The organism is Citrobacter sp. KTE30 (assembly GCF_000398825.1).
Taxonomy (GTDB): Bacteria; Pseudomonadota; Gammaproteobacteria; order Enterobacterales; family Enterobacteriaceae; genus Citrobacter; species Citrobacter freundii.
Window position 1 is genome coordinate 3,065,763 of the sequence record NZ_KB976055.1, and the last position, 18,293, is coordinate 3,084,055.

Annotated in this window: 15 protein-coding genes; 3 read left to right on the plus strand and 12 right to left on the minus strand. The window is 52.2% G+C overall.

The genetic code is table 11. From position 1 onward, the window contains the following. Positions 1-10: 10 nt before the first annotated feature. The 8 genes from nuoH to lrhA all read right to left on the minus strand — a co-directional run bounded on the left by nuoH (position 11) and on the right by lrhA (position 10,204). Positions 11-988 carry an NADH-quinone oxidoreductase subunit NuoH gene (nuoH, locus tag WC1_RS08410; protein WP_003028063.1) on the minus strand — a complete coding sequence of 326 codons (978 nt, stop codon included), beginning with the start codon at positions 986-988 and terminating at the stop codon, positions 11-13. Further along, positions 985-3,711 (minus strand): NADH-quinone oxidoreductase subunit NuoG, encoded by a 2,727-nt coding sequence (gene nuoG / locus WC1_RS08405; protein ID WP_003839358.1) that lies wholly within the window; start codon positions 3,709-3,711, stop codon positions 985-987. The genes nuoH and nuoG overlap by 4 nt, the downstream gene beginning before the upstream one ends. Positions 3,712-3,791: 80 nt before the next feature. Then, on the minus strand, positions 3,792-5,129 hold the full coding sequence (gene nuoF, locus WC1_RS08400; protein ID WP_003839356.1) for an NADH-quinone oxidoreductase subunit NuoF: 1,338 nt from the start codon (positions 5,127-5,129) through the stop codon (positions 3,792-3,794). Further along, on the minus strand, positions 5,126-5,626 hold the full coding sequence (gene nuoE, locus WC1_RS08395) for an NADH-quinone oxidoreductase subunit NuoE (RefSeq protein WP_003028069.1): 501 nt from the start codon (positions 5,624-5,626) through the stop codon (positions 5,126-5,128). Before nuoE ends, nuoF begins: the two co-directional genes overlap by 4 nt. Before the next feature lie 2 nt (positions 5,627-5,628). After that, the gene (nuoC, locus tag WC1_RS08390; protein ID WP_003028072.1) at positions 5,629-7,431 is read right to left on the minus strand and encodes an NADH-quinone oxidoreductase subunit C/D; all 1,803 of its coding nucleotides are present in this window, start codon (positions 7,429-7,431) and stop codon (positions 5,629-5,631) included. A gap of 85 nt (positions 7,432-7,516) precedes the next feature. Beyond that, a complete protein-coding gene (nuoB, locus tag WC1_RS08385) occupies positions 7,517-8,179 on the minus strand; it encodes an NADH-quinone oxidoreductase subunit NuoB (protein ID WP_003028075.1) in 663 nt (220 codons plus the stop codon). 15 nt (positions 8,180-8,194) lie between these two features. Beyond that, positions 8,195-8,638, minus strand: coding sequence for an NADH-quinone oxidoreductase subunit NuoA (gene nuoA / locus WC1_RS08380; protein ID WP_003028077.1), 444 nt, complete (start codon positions 8,636-8,638; stop codon positions 8,195-8,197). Positions 8,639-9,265: 627 nt separating this feature from the next. Then, on the minus strand, positions 9,266-10,204 hold the full coding sequence (gene lrhA, locus WC1_RS08375; RefSeq protein ID WP_003028079.1) for a transcriptional regulator LrhA: 939 nt from the start codon (positions 10,202-10,204) through the stop codon (positions 9,266-9,268). Positions 10,205-11,130: 926 nt separating this feature from the next. Here lrhA and alaA point away from each other — a divergent pair. Together alaA and yfbR are read left to right on the plus strand one after the other, a co-directional pair. Next, the gene (gene alaA, locus WC1_RS08370) at positions 11,131-12,348 is read left to right on the plus strand and encodes an alanine transaminase AlaA (protein WP_016150701.1); all 1,218 of its coding nucleotides are present in this window, start codon (positions 11,131-11,133) and stop codon (positions 12,346-12,348) included. Positions 12,349-12,431: 83 nt separating this feature from the next. Next, positions 12,432-13,031, plus strand: a complete 600-nt coding sequence (gene yfbR / locus WC1_RS08365) for a 5'-deoxynucleotidase (RefSeq protein WP_016150702.1) — start codon at positions 12,432-12,434, stop codon at positions 13,029-13,031. A 101-nt stretch (positions 13,032-13,132) separates the two neighbouring features. Here the strand turns inward: yfbR and WC1_RS08360 are convergent, their stop codons facing one another. The 4 genes from WC1_RS08360 to yfbV all read right to left on the minus strand — a co-directional run bounded on the left by WC1_RS08360 (position 13,133) and on the right by yfbV (position 16,746). Further along, positions 13,133-14,965: an SLC13 family permease gene (locus WC1_RS08360; protein WP_003845084.1), complete on the minus strand. Its 1,833-nt coding sequence runs from the start codon at positions 14,963-14,965 to the stop codon at positions 13,133-13,135. A 77-nt stretch (positions 14,966-15,042) separates the two neighbouring features. Beyond that, positions 15,043-15,720, minus strand: a complete 678-nt coding sequence (locus tag WC1_RS08355) for a sugar phosphatase (RefSeq protein WP_085951580.1) — start codon at positions 15,718-15,720, stop codon at positions 15,043-15,045. Continuing rightward, positions 15,713-16,207: a YfbU family protein gene (locus WC1_RS08350; protein ID WP_003028086.1), complete on the minus strand. Its 495-nt coding sequence runs from the start codon at positions 16,205-16,207 to the stop codon at positions 15,713-15,715. Before WC1_RS08350 ends, WC1_RS08355 begins: the two co-directional genes overlap by 8 nt. An 83-nt stretch (positions 16,208-16,290) precedes the next feature. Continuing rightward, entirely contained in the window at positions 16,291-16,746 is a 456-nt protein-coding gene (yfbV, locus tag WC1_RS08345; RefSeq protein WP_003028087.1) for a terminus macrodomain insulation protein YfbV, read from the minus strand. 339 nt (positions 16,747-17,085) lie between these two features. Between yfbV and ackA the strand changes: the two genes are divergently transcribed. Continuing rightward, complete coding sequence (ackA, locus tag WC1_RS08340) at positions 17,086-18,288, plus strand: acetate kinase (RefSeq protein WP_003839347.1); 1,203 nt, start codon at positions 17,086-17,088, stop codon at positions 18,286-18,288. Positions 18,289-18,293: the final 5 nt, after the last annotated feature.

Sequence of the window (18,293 nt, forward strand, 5' to 3'; positions counted from 1 at the left end):
TTTGTGTCCCTTATTGCGCCTGCCAGAGAATGACAGCCGCAGTTACCAGCAAGTTGACGAGCGTCAGCGGCAGACAGACTTTCCAGCCGAAGGACATTACCTGGTCATAACGAGGACGCGGTAACGACGCACGAATCAAAATGAACATCATCATGAAGAACGCGGTTTTCAGCGCGAACCAGACGAATGGCGGTAAGAACGGGCCATGCCAGCCACCGAAGAACAGGGTAACCATCAGTGCAGAAATGGTGACGATACCGATGTATTCACCCACGAAGAACAGACCGAATTTCATACCGGAATATTCAATGTGGTAACCGTCGGCCAGTTCCTGCTCGGCTTCTGGCTGGTCAAACGGGTGACGGTGACACACCGCCACGCCCGCGATGGCAAAGGTGACAAAACCAAAGAACTGCGGAATAACGTTCCAGATATCAGCCTGGTTGTTGACGATGTCGGTCATGTTAAATGAACCGGCCTGCGCCACCACGCCCATCAGGGAAAGTCCGAGGAACACTTCGTAGCTTAGGGTCTGCGCAGACGCACGCATCGCACCGAGCAGGGAGTATTTGTTGTTACTGGACCAGCCGGCGAACAGCACCGCGTATACCGCGAGGCCCGCCATCATCAGGAAGAACAGGATCCCGATGTTCAGGTCAGCAACCACCCAGTTCGGACTCACCGGCACGATGGCGAAAGCCAGCAGCAGCGAGGTGAAGGCGATCATCGGTGCCAGGGTAAAGATGACGCGATCCGAGAATTTCGGGATCCAGTCTTCTTTAAAGAACATCTTGATCATGTCCGCAACCAGCTGCAGCGAACCGCCCCAGCCAACACGGTTCGGTCCGTAACGGTTCTGGAACAGACCCAGTAGACGACGTTCGCCAAAGCTCATGAATGCCCCGCAGGTGACCACCACCAGCAGGATCACCACCGCTTTGAGAATGCTCAGCAGGATCTCAATCAGATCGGGTGTAATCCAACTCATTGTTGTGCCTCCTGCAGATCCTCAAGACGCGCACCTGCCAGAACCGGTGCGATGCCAGGCATGCCCATCGGTAAACCAACCTGCCCTGCCGTTAATCCTTCAGCGATTTCAACCGGCAGCGTAACCGTGTTGCCATCGTAGCTGAAAGAAACGCGCGTACCGGCATTAACACCCAACTTCGCGGCATCAGCCGGGTTGAGTTTGATGTACGGCTGCGGCATACGGGTCTGGAAGACCGGCGCACGCTGGGACATTTCGTCACTGCCAAACAGGTGATAGTAAGGCGCGATACGCCACTGACCATCCTGAGCCTGGAAGCTCGCCGGAACGGTAGTGAAGTAATCCATACCATCCGCAGAAGCTTCGATCAGGCGCACGCCCGGATCGCCATGACGCAGTTTACCGCCCACTTCATCCTGGAACTTGTTCCACGCCTGTGGGGAGTTCCAGCCCGGAGCCCAGGCAAACGGAATTTGTGAACGCGGTGCAGACGGCTGGTTGTTCCCTTCCATAGAGAAAGCGAACATAGTGTCTTTGTCCTGCGGTTGACGCGGTTCGTGTACGCTGATGTTGGCGCGCATTGCGGTACGCCCACTGTAGCGGTGCGGTTCACGCGCCAGCTTCTGTCCACGGATACGGAAGCTTGCGTCCGGCGCGGCATCTTTAATGCCCGCCAGCTGCGGCAACTTCTCAACGACTGCGTCGATAACGTGGTCGAGCTGCGTCCAGTCCACTTCACGGCTCTGCACGGTGCTGTGCAGCGAGTGCAGCCAGCGCCAGCTTTCCAGCATTACGGTGTTGCTGTCGTAGTAGGATGGGTCATAAACCTGGAAGAAACGCTGGGCGCGGCCTTCGTTGTTAATCACCGTACCATCGCTTTCGGCGAAGCTTGCAGCGGAAAGCACCAGATGGGCGTTTTCCATAATTGCCGTACGCTGATGGTCAACGACCAGTACCAGCGGCGCTTTCGCCAGCGCGGCATCAACGCGAGCGGCTGAAGCATGGCGATGCAGGTCATTTTCCAGCACCACAACAGCGTCAGCGCGGCCTGTTTCCAGCTCGGTCAGCGCATCGTCAAGGGAACCACCGCCAATCATGCCGAGGCCCATGCTGTTAACCGAGCGAGCAATCATGGTGATGCCAACGTCTGCGCCACGGCCTTTCAGCGCCTTCGCCACGTTGGCAGCCGCCTGAATCACTTCGGCGCTACCGGCGTTGGTGCCGGAAATAATCAGTGGTTTCTTCGCCCCGGCTAGTGCCTGAACGATAACGTCAATTTTGTTCTGCAGGTCACGGTCGATACCGTCAACCGCCGGCGCGTTGTTATCCAGCGCGTGGGCGATAGCGAAACCTAAACGCGCCTGATCTTCAACCGGTGCACGATAGGTCCAAGCGGCGATATCGTCCAGACGGGTGTTATCGACGTTGGTAACGAATAGCGGATGCTTAGCACGCTGGCCGATATTAAGGATTGCTGCGATCTGCCAGTCAGCCACTTTCTGTGCCGCCGCCATTTCACGCGCTTTACCTTTCACCGCCTGACGCACCGCCAGCGCAACGCGTGCGCCGGTCTGGGTGACATCTTCGCCCAGCACCAGAACCGCATCATAAGATTCGATTTCGCGCAGTGCCGGAGTATGAATCCCGCCGTCACGCAGTACGCTCAACGCCAGTTGCAGACGATCCAGTTCGCCCTGAGCGATACCGGTATAGAAGTTATCCGCACCGACCAGTTCACGCAGCGCGAAGTTACTTTCAACGCTGGCGCGCGGGGAGCCGATACCAATCACTTTCTTCGACTGACGCAGAATATCTGCCGCGCCCTGCATCGCCTGCTCGGCGTTCAGCGTGATCAGGTCATCACCACGACGCTGTACCGGCTGACGCGGACGGTCTTTCAGGTTCACGTAACCATAGCCGAAACGACCACGGTCGCAGAGGAAGTAGTGGTTAACGGTACCGTTATAACGGTTTTCGATACGACGCAGTTCACCGTAGCGCTCGCCCGGGCTGGTGTTACAGCCGATGGAACACTGCTGGCAAATGCTCGGCGCAAACTGCATGTCCCATTTACGGTTATAACGCTCGGAGTGCGTTTTATCGGTGAAGACGCCGGTTGGACAAATTTCAACCAGGTTGCCAGAGAATTCGCTTTCGAGCGTACCGTCTTCCGGACGACCGAAGTAGACGTTGTCATGTGCGCCATACACGCCCAGATCCGCACCATCGGCGTAATCTTTGTAGTAACGTACACAGCGATAGCAGGCGATGCAGCGGTTCATTTCGTGAGAGATGAACGGCCCCAGGTCCTGGTTACGGTGAGTACGCTTCGTGAAGCGGTAGCGACGGAAGCTGTGACCGGTCATGACGGTCATATCCTGCAGGTGGCAGTTGCCGCCCTCTTCACAGACCGGACAGTCGTGCGGGTGGTTAGTCATCAACCACTCCACGACGCTTTCGCGGAACTGCTTCGCTTCTTCGTCATCAATAGAAATAAAGGTGCCTTCGGTGGCCGGTGTCATACAAGACATCACCAGGCGACCACGCGTGTCTTCCGCGTTCTGATATTGCTTCACCGCACACTGGCGGCAAGCACCGACGCTTCCCAGCGCCGGGTGCCAGCAAAAGTACGGAATATCAAGGCCAAGAGACAGACAAGCTTCCAGCAGGTTGTCCGCTCCGTTGACCTCATATTCTTTGCCGTCTACATGAATCGTAGCCATAGTCAGCATGCTTCCAGTTGGCTCGGTCGTAACCGAGCGTTAATCGAATTTCTTATCGCGACACAGGGCTAACCCTGTGATCACCAGCGCTCTTTCAGCAGGTTCGGCTGAATACCACCAATAGCGTGGGTATTGCTGAAGGTCTGCTTGATGCCAGCTTCGAATTCTTCGCGGAAATATTTAATGGCGCTCTGCAGCGGTTCCACTGCACCCGGTGCGTGTGCACAGAAGGTTTTACCCGGGCCGAGGAAACGACACAGTTGCTCAAGTGTCTCGATATCCCCAGGCTGGCCTTCGCCACGCTCAAGCGCGCGCAGAATTTTCACACTCCACGGCAGACCATCACGGCACGGCGTACACCAGCCACAGGACTCGCGGGCAAAGAACTCTTCGAGGTTACGCACCAGAGGAACCATGCCAATCTCGTGATCGACAGCCATTGCCAGCGCGGTGCCCAGACGGCTACCTGCTTTACCAATGCTTTCGAATTCCATCGGCAGATCGAGGTGTGCTTCGGTCAGGAAGTCAGTCCCCGCGCCGCCAGGTTGCCAGGCTTTGAACTTCAGGCCATCGCGCATGCCACCCGCGTAATCTTCGAGGATCTCACGCGCGGTGGTACCGAAAGGCAGTTCCCACAGGCCAGGGTTCTTCACACGACCGGAGAAGCCCATCAGCTTGGTGCCCGCGTCTTTGCTCTTCGAAATGTTCTGGTACCACTCCACGCCGTTCGCGAGGATAGCCGGTACGTTACACAGGGTTTCGACGTTGTTTACGCAGGTCGGCTTACCCCATGCGCCAGAGCTTGCCGGGAACGGCGGCTTGGAGCGTGGGTTAGCACGGCGACCTTCGAGGGAGTTGATCAGCGCGGTTTCTTCACCGCAGATGTAACGCCCTGCCCCAGTGTGGACAAACAGTTCGAAGTCGAAACCGGTGCCCATAATGTTTTTGCCAAGCAGACCGGCTTCGGTCGCTTCGGCGATCGCGCGACGCAGATGCACGGCTGCTTCGATATATTCACCGCGCAGGAAGATGTAACCACGGTACGCTTTCAGCGCAAACGCGGAAATCAGCATGCCTTCCACCAGCAGGTGCGGCAGCTGTTCCATCAGCAGACGGTCTTTATAGGTGCCCGGCTCCATTTCATCGGCGTTACACAGCAGGTAACGGATGTTCATGGATTCGTCTTTCGGCATCAGGCTCCACTTCAGACCGGTGGAAAAGCCCGCGCCGCCGCGCCCTTTCAGGCCAGCGTCTTTTACCTGATTAACGATTTCGTCCGGTGACAGCCCGGTCAGGGCCTTACGCGCACCTTCGTAGCCGTTCTTGCTACGGTATTCGTCCAGCCAGACTGGCTGTTTGTCATCACGCAGACGCCAGGTCAGCGGATGGGTTTCGGGAGTACGGATAATGTCTTTCATTTATACCGCTCCAGCAGTTCAGGAATGCCTTCCGGGGTCAGATGAGCATGAGTATCCTCATCGATCATCATGTTTGGCCCTTTGTCGCAGTTCCCCAGGCAACAGGTCGGCAGCAGCGTAAAGCGACCATCAAAAGTCGTCTGCCCCGGCTTGATGTTGAGTTTTTTCTCAAGCGCGGCCTGGATCCCCTGGTAGCCGTTGATATGGCACACCACGCTGTCGCAATAGCGGATCACGTGGCGACCTACCGGCTGGCGGAAGATCTGGCTATAAAACGTAGCAACACCTTCTACGTCGCTTGCCGGAATACCCAGCACATCAGCGATCGCATAGATCGCCCCATCCGGCACCCAGCCACGCTGTTTCTGAACGATTTTCAGCGCTTCAATGGACGCCGCACGCGGGTCTTCGTAGTGGTGCTTCTCGTGCTCAATCGCTTCACGCTCAGCCGCACTCAGCTCAAAAGCCTCGGTTTGTGGTTGTTGATTCTCGTGCATAATTAGCGGTCCACATCTGACATAACAAAATCGATACTACCCAGATGGACGATCAGGTCGGACACCAGGCTGCCACGTACCGCTACCGGGATCTGCTGCAGGTGCGCATAGCTCGGGGTACGGATACGGGTACGGTAACTCATGGTGCTGCCATCGCTGGTCAGGTAGTAACTGTTGATACCCTTGGTCGCTTCCACCATCTGGAAGGATTCGTTTGCCGGCATAACCGGACCCCACGAAACCTGCAGGAAGTGGGTGATAAGGGTTTCGATATGTTGCAGCGTGCGCTCTTTCGGTGGCGGCGTCGTCAGCGGGTGATCCGCTTTGAACGGGCCTTCCGGCATGTTATTGAGGCACTGCTCAAGGATGCGCAGACTCTGGCGCAGCTCTTCAACTTTCAGCATCACGCGGGTATAGCAGTCGGACACACCGCCGCCAACCGGGACCTCAAAGTCAAAGTTTTCATAGCCAGAGTACGGACGCGCTTTACGCACGTCGAAATCAATACCGGTCGCACGCAGCGCAGCACCGGTACAACCCCAGTCCAGCGCTTCTTTCTTACCGTAAGCGGCAACACCCTGCGAACGGCCTTTCAGGATGGTGTTACGCAGCGCGGCTTTCTCGTAAGAATCCAGACGTTTTGGCATCCAGTCGAGGAAATCACGCAGCAGTTTGTCCCAACCGCGCGGCAGATCGTGTGCCACACCGCCGATACGGAACCAGGCCGGGTGCATACGGAAACCGGTGATCGCTTCCACGACGTCGTAGATTTTCTGACGGTCGGTAAAGGCGAAGAATACCGGGGTCATCGCGCCGACGTCCTGAATGAACGTGGAGATGTACAGCAGATGACTGTTGATACGGAACAGTTCAGACAGCATGACACGAATCACGTTGACGCGATCCGGCGTGGTGATGCCTGCCAGTTTCTCAACCGCCAGTACGTAAGGCATTTCGTTAACGCAGCCGCCGAGGTACTCGATACGGTCGGTGTACGGAATGTAGCTGTGCCAGGACTGACGTTCGCCCATCTTTTCAGCGCCACGGTGGTGGTAGCCGATGTCAGGTACGCAGTCGACGATTTCTTCGCCATCAAGCTGCAGCACAATACGGAACGCACCGTGGGAAGATGGGTGGTTAGGACCGAGGTTGAGGAACATGAAGTCCTCATTTTCGGTGCTACGCTTCATGCCCCAATCTTCTGGTTTGAAGGTCAGCGCTTCCATTTCCAGATCCTGTTTGGCTTTAGTCAGCTCAAACGGGTCGAATTCAGTCGCACGCGCCGGGTAGTCTTTACGCAGCGGATGGCCTTCCCAGGTATGCGGCATCAGCAGACGCGTCAGGTGCGGGTGACCTTCGATGTCGATGCCAAACATTTCCCAGGTTTCACGCTCATACCAGTTGGCGTTCGGGAACAGTTTGGTGAAAGTCGGTACGCGCAGATCGTTTTCAGACAAAGCCACCTTGAGCATGATATCGCGATTGCGTTCAATGGAGATCAGGTGATAGAAAACGGAAAAATCCGCGGCGGGTAACCCTTCGCGGTGCGTACGCAGACGTTCGTCCATGCCGTGTAAGTCAAACAGCATGACGTAAGGTTTCGGCAGTCTCTTTAAGAAATCGCCAACTTCCAGTAGTTGTTCACGCTTGACCCAAACAACGGGTACCCCGGTGCGAGTCGCCTGAACGGTAAAGGCATCCGGCCCAAAACGGTTGCGCAGTTCGCCAATGACCGGGTCATCAAGGTGATCCCGTGTTTGCCATGCGGCGTCTTGCGCGGTTAAGTCGGTCATATTGTTCACCATTGCAAATGGTCCGTGGTGGTCGGCAGTGCTTCGCGCTATTTATGTAGTGATAAGCGAAGGAAGTGCTGCTGCCGACAGGCGCAAATTAAATCTCGTCTGGTGTACGAAGATTCGTTACAGCAATACGTTCGCCGCGTTTACGCTCGCGTTCTGACTGCATATTGGCGCGATAAACGCCCTGATCGCCAACCACCCAGGAGAGCGGACGGCGTTCTTTGCCAATGGAATCTTGCAGCAGCATCAGAGCCTGCATATACGCTTCTGGGCGCGGCGGACATCCCGGGATGTACACATCGACCGGAATAAATTTATCAACGCCCTGCACCACAGAATAGATGTCGTACATCCCGCCGGAGTTGGCGCATGCGCCCATGGAAATAACCCATTTCGGTTCCAGCATCTGATCGTAGAGGCGCTGAATAACTGGCGCCATTTTGGTAAAGCAGGTTCCGGCTACGACCATCAGATCAGCCTGACGCGGCGATGCACGCAGTACTTCCGCACCAAAACGGGCCACATCGTGCACGGCGGTAAACGAGGTCACCATCTCAACGTAGCAGCAGGAAAGGCCAAAGTTATATGGCCAAATTGAGTTTTTACGGCCCCAGTTAACCATGTCATGCAGTTTGCCCATGAACACGTTTTTGTTAACTTCTTGTTCCAGGGGGTCGGTTACGATCTCCTGTTTTTGCAGGGGGTAACGGTCGTTCTCACCGTTAGGATCTATGCGGGTGAGCGTATAATCCATCTTAATGCCTCGCGGTTAGCGTTGACGATTAGCGATACTGTTCGTTTCCGGGTTCATACGCTCGCGGCGTGAACGCGCGGGCGTCCAGTCCAGCGCGCCAATACGCACCAGATAAACCAGACCTGCCAGTAACACAAAAATAAAAATTGCAGCTTCCACAAAGCCAATCCAACCGCTTTCACGGATAGAAGTTGACCATGCGAACAGATACAGCGCTTCAACGTCGAAGATAACGAAGAACATGGCTACCAGATAAAACTTGGCAGACAGGCGCAGGCGGGCGGTGCCGACCGAGTCGATACCTGATTCAAACGGCACGTTTTTAGATCTCGCGCGTGCGCGACCCCCTAAAAACCAGCCGCCGACGAGCATCAGGCAGCACAGGCCAATGGCAACGATAAGAAAGATAGCGAATGCCCAGTGATGAGCGATGATTTCAGTGGATGTTGACATACTCATTGCTTACTCATCAAAAGTAGCGCCAAATTCTCTGCTCTTTTCGGCAGATGAACGCCACATCGATTCATGGGGAGGAATAAAAAAAACCTTACAATCACTGTGAAAAATCATTTTATACAGCTAATTGATGGGGTTTTTTACTCCTTTCTATAACCTTTTGTCAACTTTAACAAAAGTTTCCTCACATTATTTTACACTACTCCAACTTCATTAACATAAAGTGCTCTTTAGACCCATTTCGATTGCATCATCGGTCATTTTTAATGTTGTTGAATCGTGTCCGTAGTGAAGTAAAAAAGATAATACACGTCTATTTTGACAGGAATTCACCCAGATGCCTCCCCCTAAATGGGAGTATTTTCTTGATCTGTGACACGCTTTTGTTAATTCACCATAAAAAACAGCAACAATTTCTCTAGTTTTTTAACATGGAAACATTTAGCAACGCGGCTGATTATTTTTCACCCTATTGTCAGTCTGTTTTTTTACCTGCTGATTTTGTTAAGTTTTAGTATATGAATGAACAGAAAGCAGTAATATTTGCATAAAAAAAGAGCCGCTGGATGTTTTTTCATCATCAGTGGCTCTTTTTTACACTTACATTTTTAAACGTTTTTTTGTGACGCTTTACTCAAAGTCGCCTTCAACAATCAGCGAGTCATCTCCCCCTTCAGGGGTAAACTGATTGTATTGCCAAGGATTTTGATATGTCTGCATCGACTTAAAGATAGCCTGAGCTAATTCATTTTGCGTGGCCGGATCGCTGCACAACAGATACTCGGTATCAGGCAGAGGTGGCAATCCGTCCGCCGCACCCAGTACGCGTAAATCCGGGCTCATCATTTCTACAGGACGCGCAGTGACGCCAAGCCCTGCTTTTACCGCCGCGCGGACCGCAGGCAATGTTGAAGCGACATAAGCCAGACGCCACGGGATCTGTGCGGCATTCAACGTCGCCAGCACGATATCGCGAAACGGGCTGGGATCGTCCAGCAGAACTAACGGCACCGGTTCGCCTTTTTGCAGGATATATTCGGCTGCGCAATACCAGTGCGTCGGTGAAGTCCGCAAATTCAGGCATTCAAAATCGTCAGGGCGATTCGTGGTGACCACTAAATCCACTTCTTGCGACTTAAGCATCTCCACCATGTAAGCATTGCGTTTCACTCTTACATCAAGCGCAAGTTTCGGATAAACCGAACTAATGCGGTTAAGCAGAAATGGGAGTATGGTGTCGGCGGATTCATCAGAAGCACCGATAGTTAACACCCCCTGAAGATTGTTAAACATCAATGATGAGCATGCCTCATCATTAAATCGCAGTATTTTCCTGGCGTAACCCAACAGCTGGATACCATGTTCGGTCAGCAGTTTGTTGCGTCCATGACGCGCGAACAACTCTTTCCCCACAAGTTGCTCAAGGCGCTGCATTTGCTGACTTACCGCAGACTGAGTTCGACATACCGCAGCTGCCGCAGCCGCGAAGGTATTTAGGTCGGCAACAGCAACAAAGGTTCTCAGCAGATCGAGGTCGAGGTTAATTATCGGACGATTTGCATTTATCATAGTTTTTCACTTACTCGCGGGTCATACCGGGTTAATGCTGTGCATTCAGAATCAAACAACTCCATTTGTAATGTGCCTCCCTTCAGTTTCGCTTAGTGTAACCAAGTGAAAATAAGGATGTATTTGGTTTAACAAACGAAACAATTCTCTTTCTGAGCTATTTTAAAACCCGTGATATTCATCGGAATATAGCAACGAGAAAGAGCCGTATTTTTAGCTGACGTATGATTCTGACTAATGGAAAACATGTAAATTTTGTAAATTTAAAAAATAGTTAACGAACAATAATTTACACATTAAAAACTAACTTTTCAGTATGTTATGAACAACCAACAAACATTTGAATTATCGTAAAACTCGTACTACAAACCATTTCATAGGAGTTATCTTAACCTAAAACCACTATATTTATAAGTGTTATTGCGAATAATTCCGGGCGAATTGGTGTTATGTCAGTACAACGGTTTTCGTATTATTAGCCCACTCAATTTGATGTCGTTTAAATAATAAATAATAATTAATTAAGAATCTCTCAATTCATTAATTATGCTTAACAATGGATTCACACCGCATCACGTAGGGATCAGACCGATAACAGAATTCGTTGATGAAACCTCAGTATTTTCGAATCGCGCCGTATCACACAGATATCGACTGCATTTTGTTTTATAGGGGTAACTTTTTTCGACCAGACAAATCACCATACTAAAGCCAACAAAGCAAAACATAAACCATAAAAACACAATAATCCAGATTATTACACTGTAATAATTGCATAATTTAGTTATTAAAAGTTAATTATCGTCCTCCTGCTTTCCAAAATCTTCTACTAAAGACCCTTCAAAACTCACCGTCGTGGGAGTACATTGTGCTGGGCTGACTTCCACGGCAGGGAGTGGCATTCACAGCTAAAAAGGTCAACGTTCATGTCCCCCATTGAAAAATCCAGCAAATTAGAAAACGTCTGTTATGACATTCGCGGCCCGGTTCTGAAGGAAGCAAAGCGCCTGGAAGAAGAAGGCAACAAAGTTCTGAAACTGAACATCGGCAACCCTGCGCCTTTCGGGTTTGAAGCACCAGATGAAATTTTAGTGGATGTGATCCGCAATTTGCCAACTGCGCAAGGATATTGCGATTCCAAAGGCCTTTATTCAGCCCGCAAAGCAATCATGCAGCATTACCAGGCCCGCGGGATGCGCGATGTAACCGTAGAAGATATCTATATCGGTAACGGCGTATCCGAATTGATTGTGCAGGCCATGCAGGCATTGCTGAACAGTGGGGACGAAATGCTGGTTCCTGCACCTGATTATCCACTGTGGACGGCGGCGGTTTCGCTCTCTGGTGGTAATGCCGTGCACTACCTGTGTGATGAATCGTCAGACTGGTTCCCGGACCTGGATGATGTCCGCGCCAAAATTACGCCGCGCACGCGTGGGATCGTCATCATCAACCCCAACAACCCAACCGGCGCTGTTTATTCTAAAGAGCTGCTGATGGAGATTGTTGAGATTGCTCGCCAGAACAACCTCATCATCTTTGCAGATGAGATTTACGACAAAATTCTCTACGATGACGCCGAGCACCACTCGATAGCGGCAATGGCCCCGGATCTGCTGACTATTACCTTTAACGGCCTGTCAAAAACCTATCGTGTTGCCGGTTTCCGTCAGGGCTGGATGGTACTGAACGGACCGAAGAAACATGCCAAAGGGTATATCGAAGGCCTTGAGATGCTGGCTTCTATGCGCCTGTGTGCGAACGTCCCTGCACAACATGCCATTCAGACCGCGCTGGGCGGATATCAGAGCATCAGCGAATTCATCATGCCTGGCGGACGTCTGTATGAGCAACGTAACCGCGCCTGGGAACTGCTCAATGATATCCCTGGCGTCTCTTGCGTAAAACCGCGCGGTGCACTGTATATGTTCCCGAAAATTGACGCCAAGCGCTTCAATATTCATGACGACCAGAAGATGGTGCTCGACTTCCTGTTGCAGGAAAAAGTACTGCTGGTTCAGGGGACGGCATTCAACTGGCCATGGCCGGATCATTTCCGCATCGTTACGCTGCCGCGAATTGATGATATCGAAATGTCGTTGAGTAAATTTGAGCGTTTCCTGTCAGGGTATCGCCAGCTGTAACCACGCAAAGTGCTACCGGGTTTGCATCCGGTAGCACTCTCTGCGCAAAATACCGTTACTGAAGTCACTGAGTAAGGGTCGTTATGAAGCAGAGCCACTTTTTTGCCCACCTCTCCCGTCTGAAACTCATTAACCGCTGGCCGCTGATGCGCAACGTGCGCACCGAAAACGTGTCCGAACACAGTCTGCAGGTTGCCATGGTTTCTCATGCGCTGGCCGCGATCAAAAACCGTAAATTTGGTGGTCAGGTAAATGCTGAGCGTATTGCCCTGCTGGCGATGTACCACGATGCGTCAGAGGTGTTAACCGGCGATCTCCCTACCCCAGTGAAATATTTCAACTCGCAGATTGCTCAGGAATATAAAGCGATAGAGAAAATTGCCCAGCAAAAACTGGTCGATATGGTTCCCGATGAGTTGCGCGATATTTTTGCACCGCTCATTGATGAACATGCCTTGAGTGAAGAAGAAAGATCGATTGTTAAACAGGCCGATGCCCTGTGCGCGTATCTGAAGTGCCTGGAAGAACTCTCCGCCGGTAACAACGAATTTCTGCTGGCGAAAACACGTCTGGAAAAAACGCTGGAGTCACGACGCAGCGAAGAGATGGACTACTTTATGGACGTGTTTGTCCCAAGCTTTCACCTTTCATTAGATGAAATCAGCCAGGATTCACCGCTTTAAACGATTTTGCCGGATGGCGGCTAACGCCTTATCCGGCCTACAGGTAACGTGATATCCGTAGGCCTGATAAGCGCAGCGCCATCAGGCGTTTACTGCGGCGGTCAAAACGGGAACAGCATCGGGATCATCACCACGCACACTGCCATGACAATCACCGTAAACGGTACGCCAATCTTCACGAAGTCGCTAAAGGTGTAGTTACCCGGCCCGAGCACCAGTGTGTTTACCGGTGAAGACACTGGCGTCATAAAGGCTGCGGAAGCCGCCATCGCAATCACCATCGCAAACGGATACGGCGAAACGCCCATCGACTTTGCCGCCGCCAGCGCAATCGGCGCCATCAGTACCGCCGTCGCGGTGTTAGAGATAAATAACCCAATGGTCGCGCACAGCACGAACAGGCAGCCCAGCATCATATACGGGCCGTACCCACCACCAACGTCCATTAGCCCTTTCACCACCAGATCGACGCCGCCCGTTTTCTGTAACGCCAGCGCAAAAGGCATCATCCCGACAATCAAAATAATGCTTGGCCAGTGAATGGCTTTGTAGGCGCTTTCGGCATCGATGCAGCGGAATTTTCCCATCAGCAAACAAGCGATAATCGCGGCAACCGTATTAGGGATTTCATCGGTGAGCATTAACGCGACCATCAGTACCAGACAGAAAATCGCATGCGGCGCCTGGCTGTGCGCCGGAGAAGCTTCACTGACTTCCACAGGCATATTTAGCACCACAAAATCGCGCCCTTTTTGTCCAAGCAGCGTGATCAGCTTCCAGTTGCCCACCACTAAAATGATATCGCCCATCAACAGCGGCTCATCAACCACCGCCCCGGCCAGCGCCGTACCATCGCGCTTCAGCCCAACGACATTCAGCCCGTAACGCGTACGAAAAGCGATTTCCCGTACCGTTTTGCCGATCAATTCCGACTCAGGGATCAGAGAGATTTCGGCCATGCCCACATCAAGCGCCTGCTCGGAGAAGTATTCTCCACGCAGCACCATCGGTTCCAACAGTTGCTCAGCGCAAAATTCACGCAGGTCGACATCGGCCGCAGACATATCAATCAGCAATACGTCACGAGCACGAAACTCAGAAACCCCGTTTACGTCAACGATCACGCGACGAAAGCGACGCCAGCGCTCCACGCCAATCACGTTTGCCCCGTAGCGCTCACGCAGTTTCAGGTCGTCCAGACGCTGGCCTATCATAGGAGAACCCGGGCGAATCGCCAGGCGACGCGCGCGCCCGGTCAGGCGATATTCTTTAATCAGATCGCGAAAAGTCCGGCGCTTCCAGCCGTCGCCCGGCTGCCCGGAGTCTTCACCCTTCAGCATAAAACGCATCACCAGCATATAAATTATGCCAAGTACCAACACCACCAATCCCAGTGGGGTTACGCTAAAAAAGCTAAAACCATTAAGTCCTTCACGTAACAGCTCACTGTTGACGACCAGGTTTGGCGGCGTTGCCACCAGCGTCATCATGCCGCTTATCAAGCCGGCAAAACTTAGCGGCATCATCAGGCGTGAAGGGGAAATTTCCATGCGCATGGAAACACTTAAGACAACCGGAATAAAGATGGCGACCACACCGGTCGAACTCATGAATGCACCGAGTCCAGCTACGGTTATCATCAGCAACACCAGCATTTTGACTTCACTGCTACCGGCGACCTTCACCAGCCAGGCGCCCATTACTGTCGCCACACCGGTACGCACGAGACCGTCACCGATAATGAATAAAGCCGCTATCAAAATAACGTTAGGATCGCTGAACCCGGAAAAAGCCTCTGTGATGCTCAATGTTCCACTCAGAACAAAGGCAATAATGACCAGCAAAGCGATCGCGTCCATACGCACTCTGCCAGTTGCAAACAAGACGACGGCAATCGCCAGCAATGAGAGAACCCATATCAATTCACCGTTCACAACATATCCTTGTTAAATGAGAGGGATGGACTGATTCTGCCATAAAAAAGCCCCAACAATCTGGGGCTAAATCATGATCAGGTATTTCTTATAACGACCACATTTCCGTTGGGTTGTTTGGTCACAGAAATATGTTCCAGACTGGTCAGCGAAAAATCAACCTCGTTCAGACGCGGCGTATCCGCTGGCGCGTTGACCGCGATGACATGACACCCAGCTGCCAGTCCTGAAAGCACCCCGGCGGGGGCATCTTCCACCACGGCACATTCCTGCGGTGCCAGGCCCAGAAGCTGAGCGCCTAACAGATACGCGTCTGGCTCTGGTTTCCCTCTTTTTACCCGCTCGGCGGTGACAAACACTTCAGGAGCAGGAAGCCCAGCAACACGATGGCGCGCCCGTGCGACCGGCATAGAGCCGGAGGTCACAATCGCCCATGGAATACCCGCTTTATTGAGATGGTTGAGTAAATCAACAGCCCCAGGCAACGCAGTGATCCCGGCGGTTTCCGTCGCTTCGATCTGCTCCAGACGGGTAAACTCCGCGGCGATCTCTGCCTCAGATTTGCCCACCATAAAGTGTCGCAGGGAGGTAATGGCCTGCTTGCCATGAATAAAGCCGAGCACCTCGGCGTGATCGAGGCCAAAACGATCGGCCCAGTTGCACCACGCACGCTCTACTGCGGGTAAGGAATCGACCAGCGTTCCATCCAGATCAAACAGAAAACCTTTGCACTGCACGCTCGCCCCCTCAGGCATTAATGATTTGGTTAATTTCATTCGCGCTCAGGTGATACTGGCGCGGGCAAGAGTGCCAGACGTTCAACATACGCTGATATTTTTCCCACATCGGGGTCTGGGCGTTGAAGCCATGCGTACCCGCATCAAAGTGGGTATAGCGACCTTCCACATTCACCATAAAGCGAACGTATCCGAGGAAACGGGCTTCCGTTGCGGCGTCAAAACCGAGGAAAGTCACGCGGCGCTCATCAATAGCCTGTGCATCCTTAAGATTAGTCCAGGACACATGTAATGCGTGATACATCTCCATAATATCGATAATCGTACGACAGGTTTCTTCCGTCAGTTCACCAAACTCACGATCCAGCTCACGCATCTGCAAGCCGTAACCGCGTTCAATAATCGTCTGCAAACGACGATAACGCTCGGCGTTAGTTGGGTCGAGCATAGTCATCATTTTGTACTGATTCGACAAAATCAGACGTTGAGCGTTGGTCATTTCCATTTGGGACTCCTGTATCACTACTACTGCGATGAAAAAAAAGAAGGCATCTTGTGCCTTCTTTTATATGCGTAATCAGGGGTCAATTACAAATCATCAAGGAAAGTTTTATCCAGTTGTTTGAAGGCGCGCTTAAGCGTGTCAGCCAGCGCCTGGTAATCCGGCTTTCCTTCTACCGGAGAGAGCGCCTGCCCGGCTTCTTGCAATTTACCCCGAACTTCGTAGAACCAGTTGAGTATTGAAGGCGGCAGCGGCGTTACGGAACGTTTACCCAGCCACCACATGCCTTGCATCGGCAGGCTGAGCGCAAACAGCGCGGTCGCCACGGCCGGTCCCAACTGTCCCCCTAGCGCAATTTGCCAGCATAAGGTGAAGACGGCGATAGGCGGCATAAAACGGATTGCGTAACGTGTCATACGGATCACGCGGTTCTCTACAAACACGGGCGCGAGGCGCTTTTCCATTGGCCACGTCTTCGCGTAGTGCTGCCCCCGGCGAAACAAGCTAAAAAAATTGACGGAACGATTATCCGGTGTCGACATGGCGGTTACCTCAACTTCACATATAAAAATTAAAAAATTTGTGCAAAACAACAACTACAAGGGACATCGTTCAAAACATTTTGTCTTTGATACCCACATTCAGGTATCCTGTGCCGGCCTGTAAGGCCTTTAGTCCAAAATCATTGAGTCGTCAAATTGACACATAGTATGCCATTGGCTGAAAAATACGCAAAATGACATAGACTCAAAGGTATTTATTCCATCGTGCCCAAAAAGACCATGGCGCATGATGTTAATCATAAACGTCGGTGTCATCATGCGCTACGCTCTATGACTCCCTGACGTTTTTTTAGCCACGTATCATAAATAGGTACTTCCATGTCGAGTAAGTTAGTACTGGTTCTGAACTGCGGTAGCTCCTCACTGAAATTTGCCATCATCGATGCAGTAAACGGTGAAGAATACCTTTCTGGTTTAGCCGAATGTTTCCATCTCCCAGAAGCACGTATCAAATGGAAAATGGATGGCGGTAAACAAGAAGCGGCTTTAGGTGCAGGCGCCGCTCACAGTGAAGCGCTGAATTTTATCGTTAATACTATTCTGGCACAAAAACCAGAACTGTCTGCTCAGCTGACTGCGATTGGTCACCGTGTTGTTCACGGCGGCGAAAAATACACCGGCTCTGTAGTTATCGACGATTCCGTTATTCAGGGTATCAAAGATGCAGCCTCTTTTGCACCGCTGCACAACCCTGCACACCTGATCGGTATCGCTGAAGCGCTGAAATCCTTCCCGAATCTGAAAGACAAAAACGTGGCCGTATTCGACACCGCGTTCCATCAGACTATGCCGGAAGAATCTTACCTCTACGCCCTGCCGTACAGCCTGTACAAAGAACATGGCGTTCGTCGTTACGGCGCGCACGGTACCAGCCACTTCTTCGTTACTCAGGAAGCGGCTAAAGTGCTGAACAAACCGGTTGATGAGCTGAACATCATCACTTGCCACCTGGGCAACGGCGGTTCTGTATCTGCTATCCGTAACGGTAAATGTGTTGATACCTCCATGGGTCTGACCCCACTGGAAGGTCTGGTGATGGGTACGCGTTCCGGTGACATCGACCCGGCGATCATCTTCCACCTGCACGACACCCTGGGCATGAGCGTTGACCAGATCAACAAAATGCTGACCAAAGAGTCCGGCCTGCTGGGTCTGACCGAAGTCACCAGCGACTGCCGCTATGTTGAAGATAACTACGCGACTAAAGAAGACGCTAAACGTGCAATGGACGTTTACTGCCACCGTCTGGCGAAATACATCGGTTCTTACACTGCGCTGATGGATGGTCGTCTGGATGCCGTTGTCTTCACCGGTGGTATCGGTGAAAACGCCGCGATGGTTCGTGAACTGTCTCTGGGCAAACTGGGCGTTCTGGGCTTTGAAGTAGACCACGAACGTAACCTGGCCGCGCGTTTCGGCAAATCTGGTTTCATCAACAAAGAAGGTACCCGTCCTGCGTTGGTTATCCCAACCAACGAAGAACTGGTTATCGCGCAAGACGCGAGCCGTCTGACCGCCTGATTTCA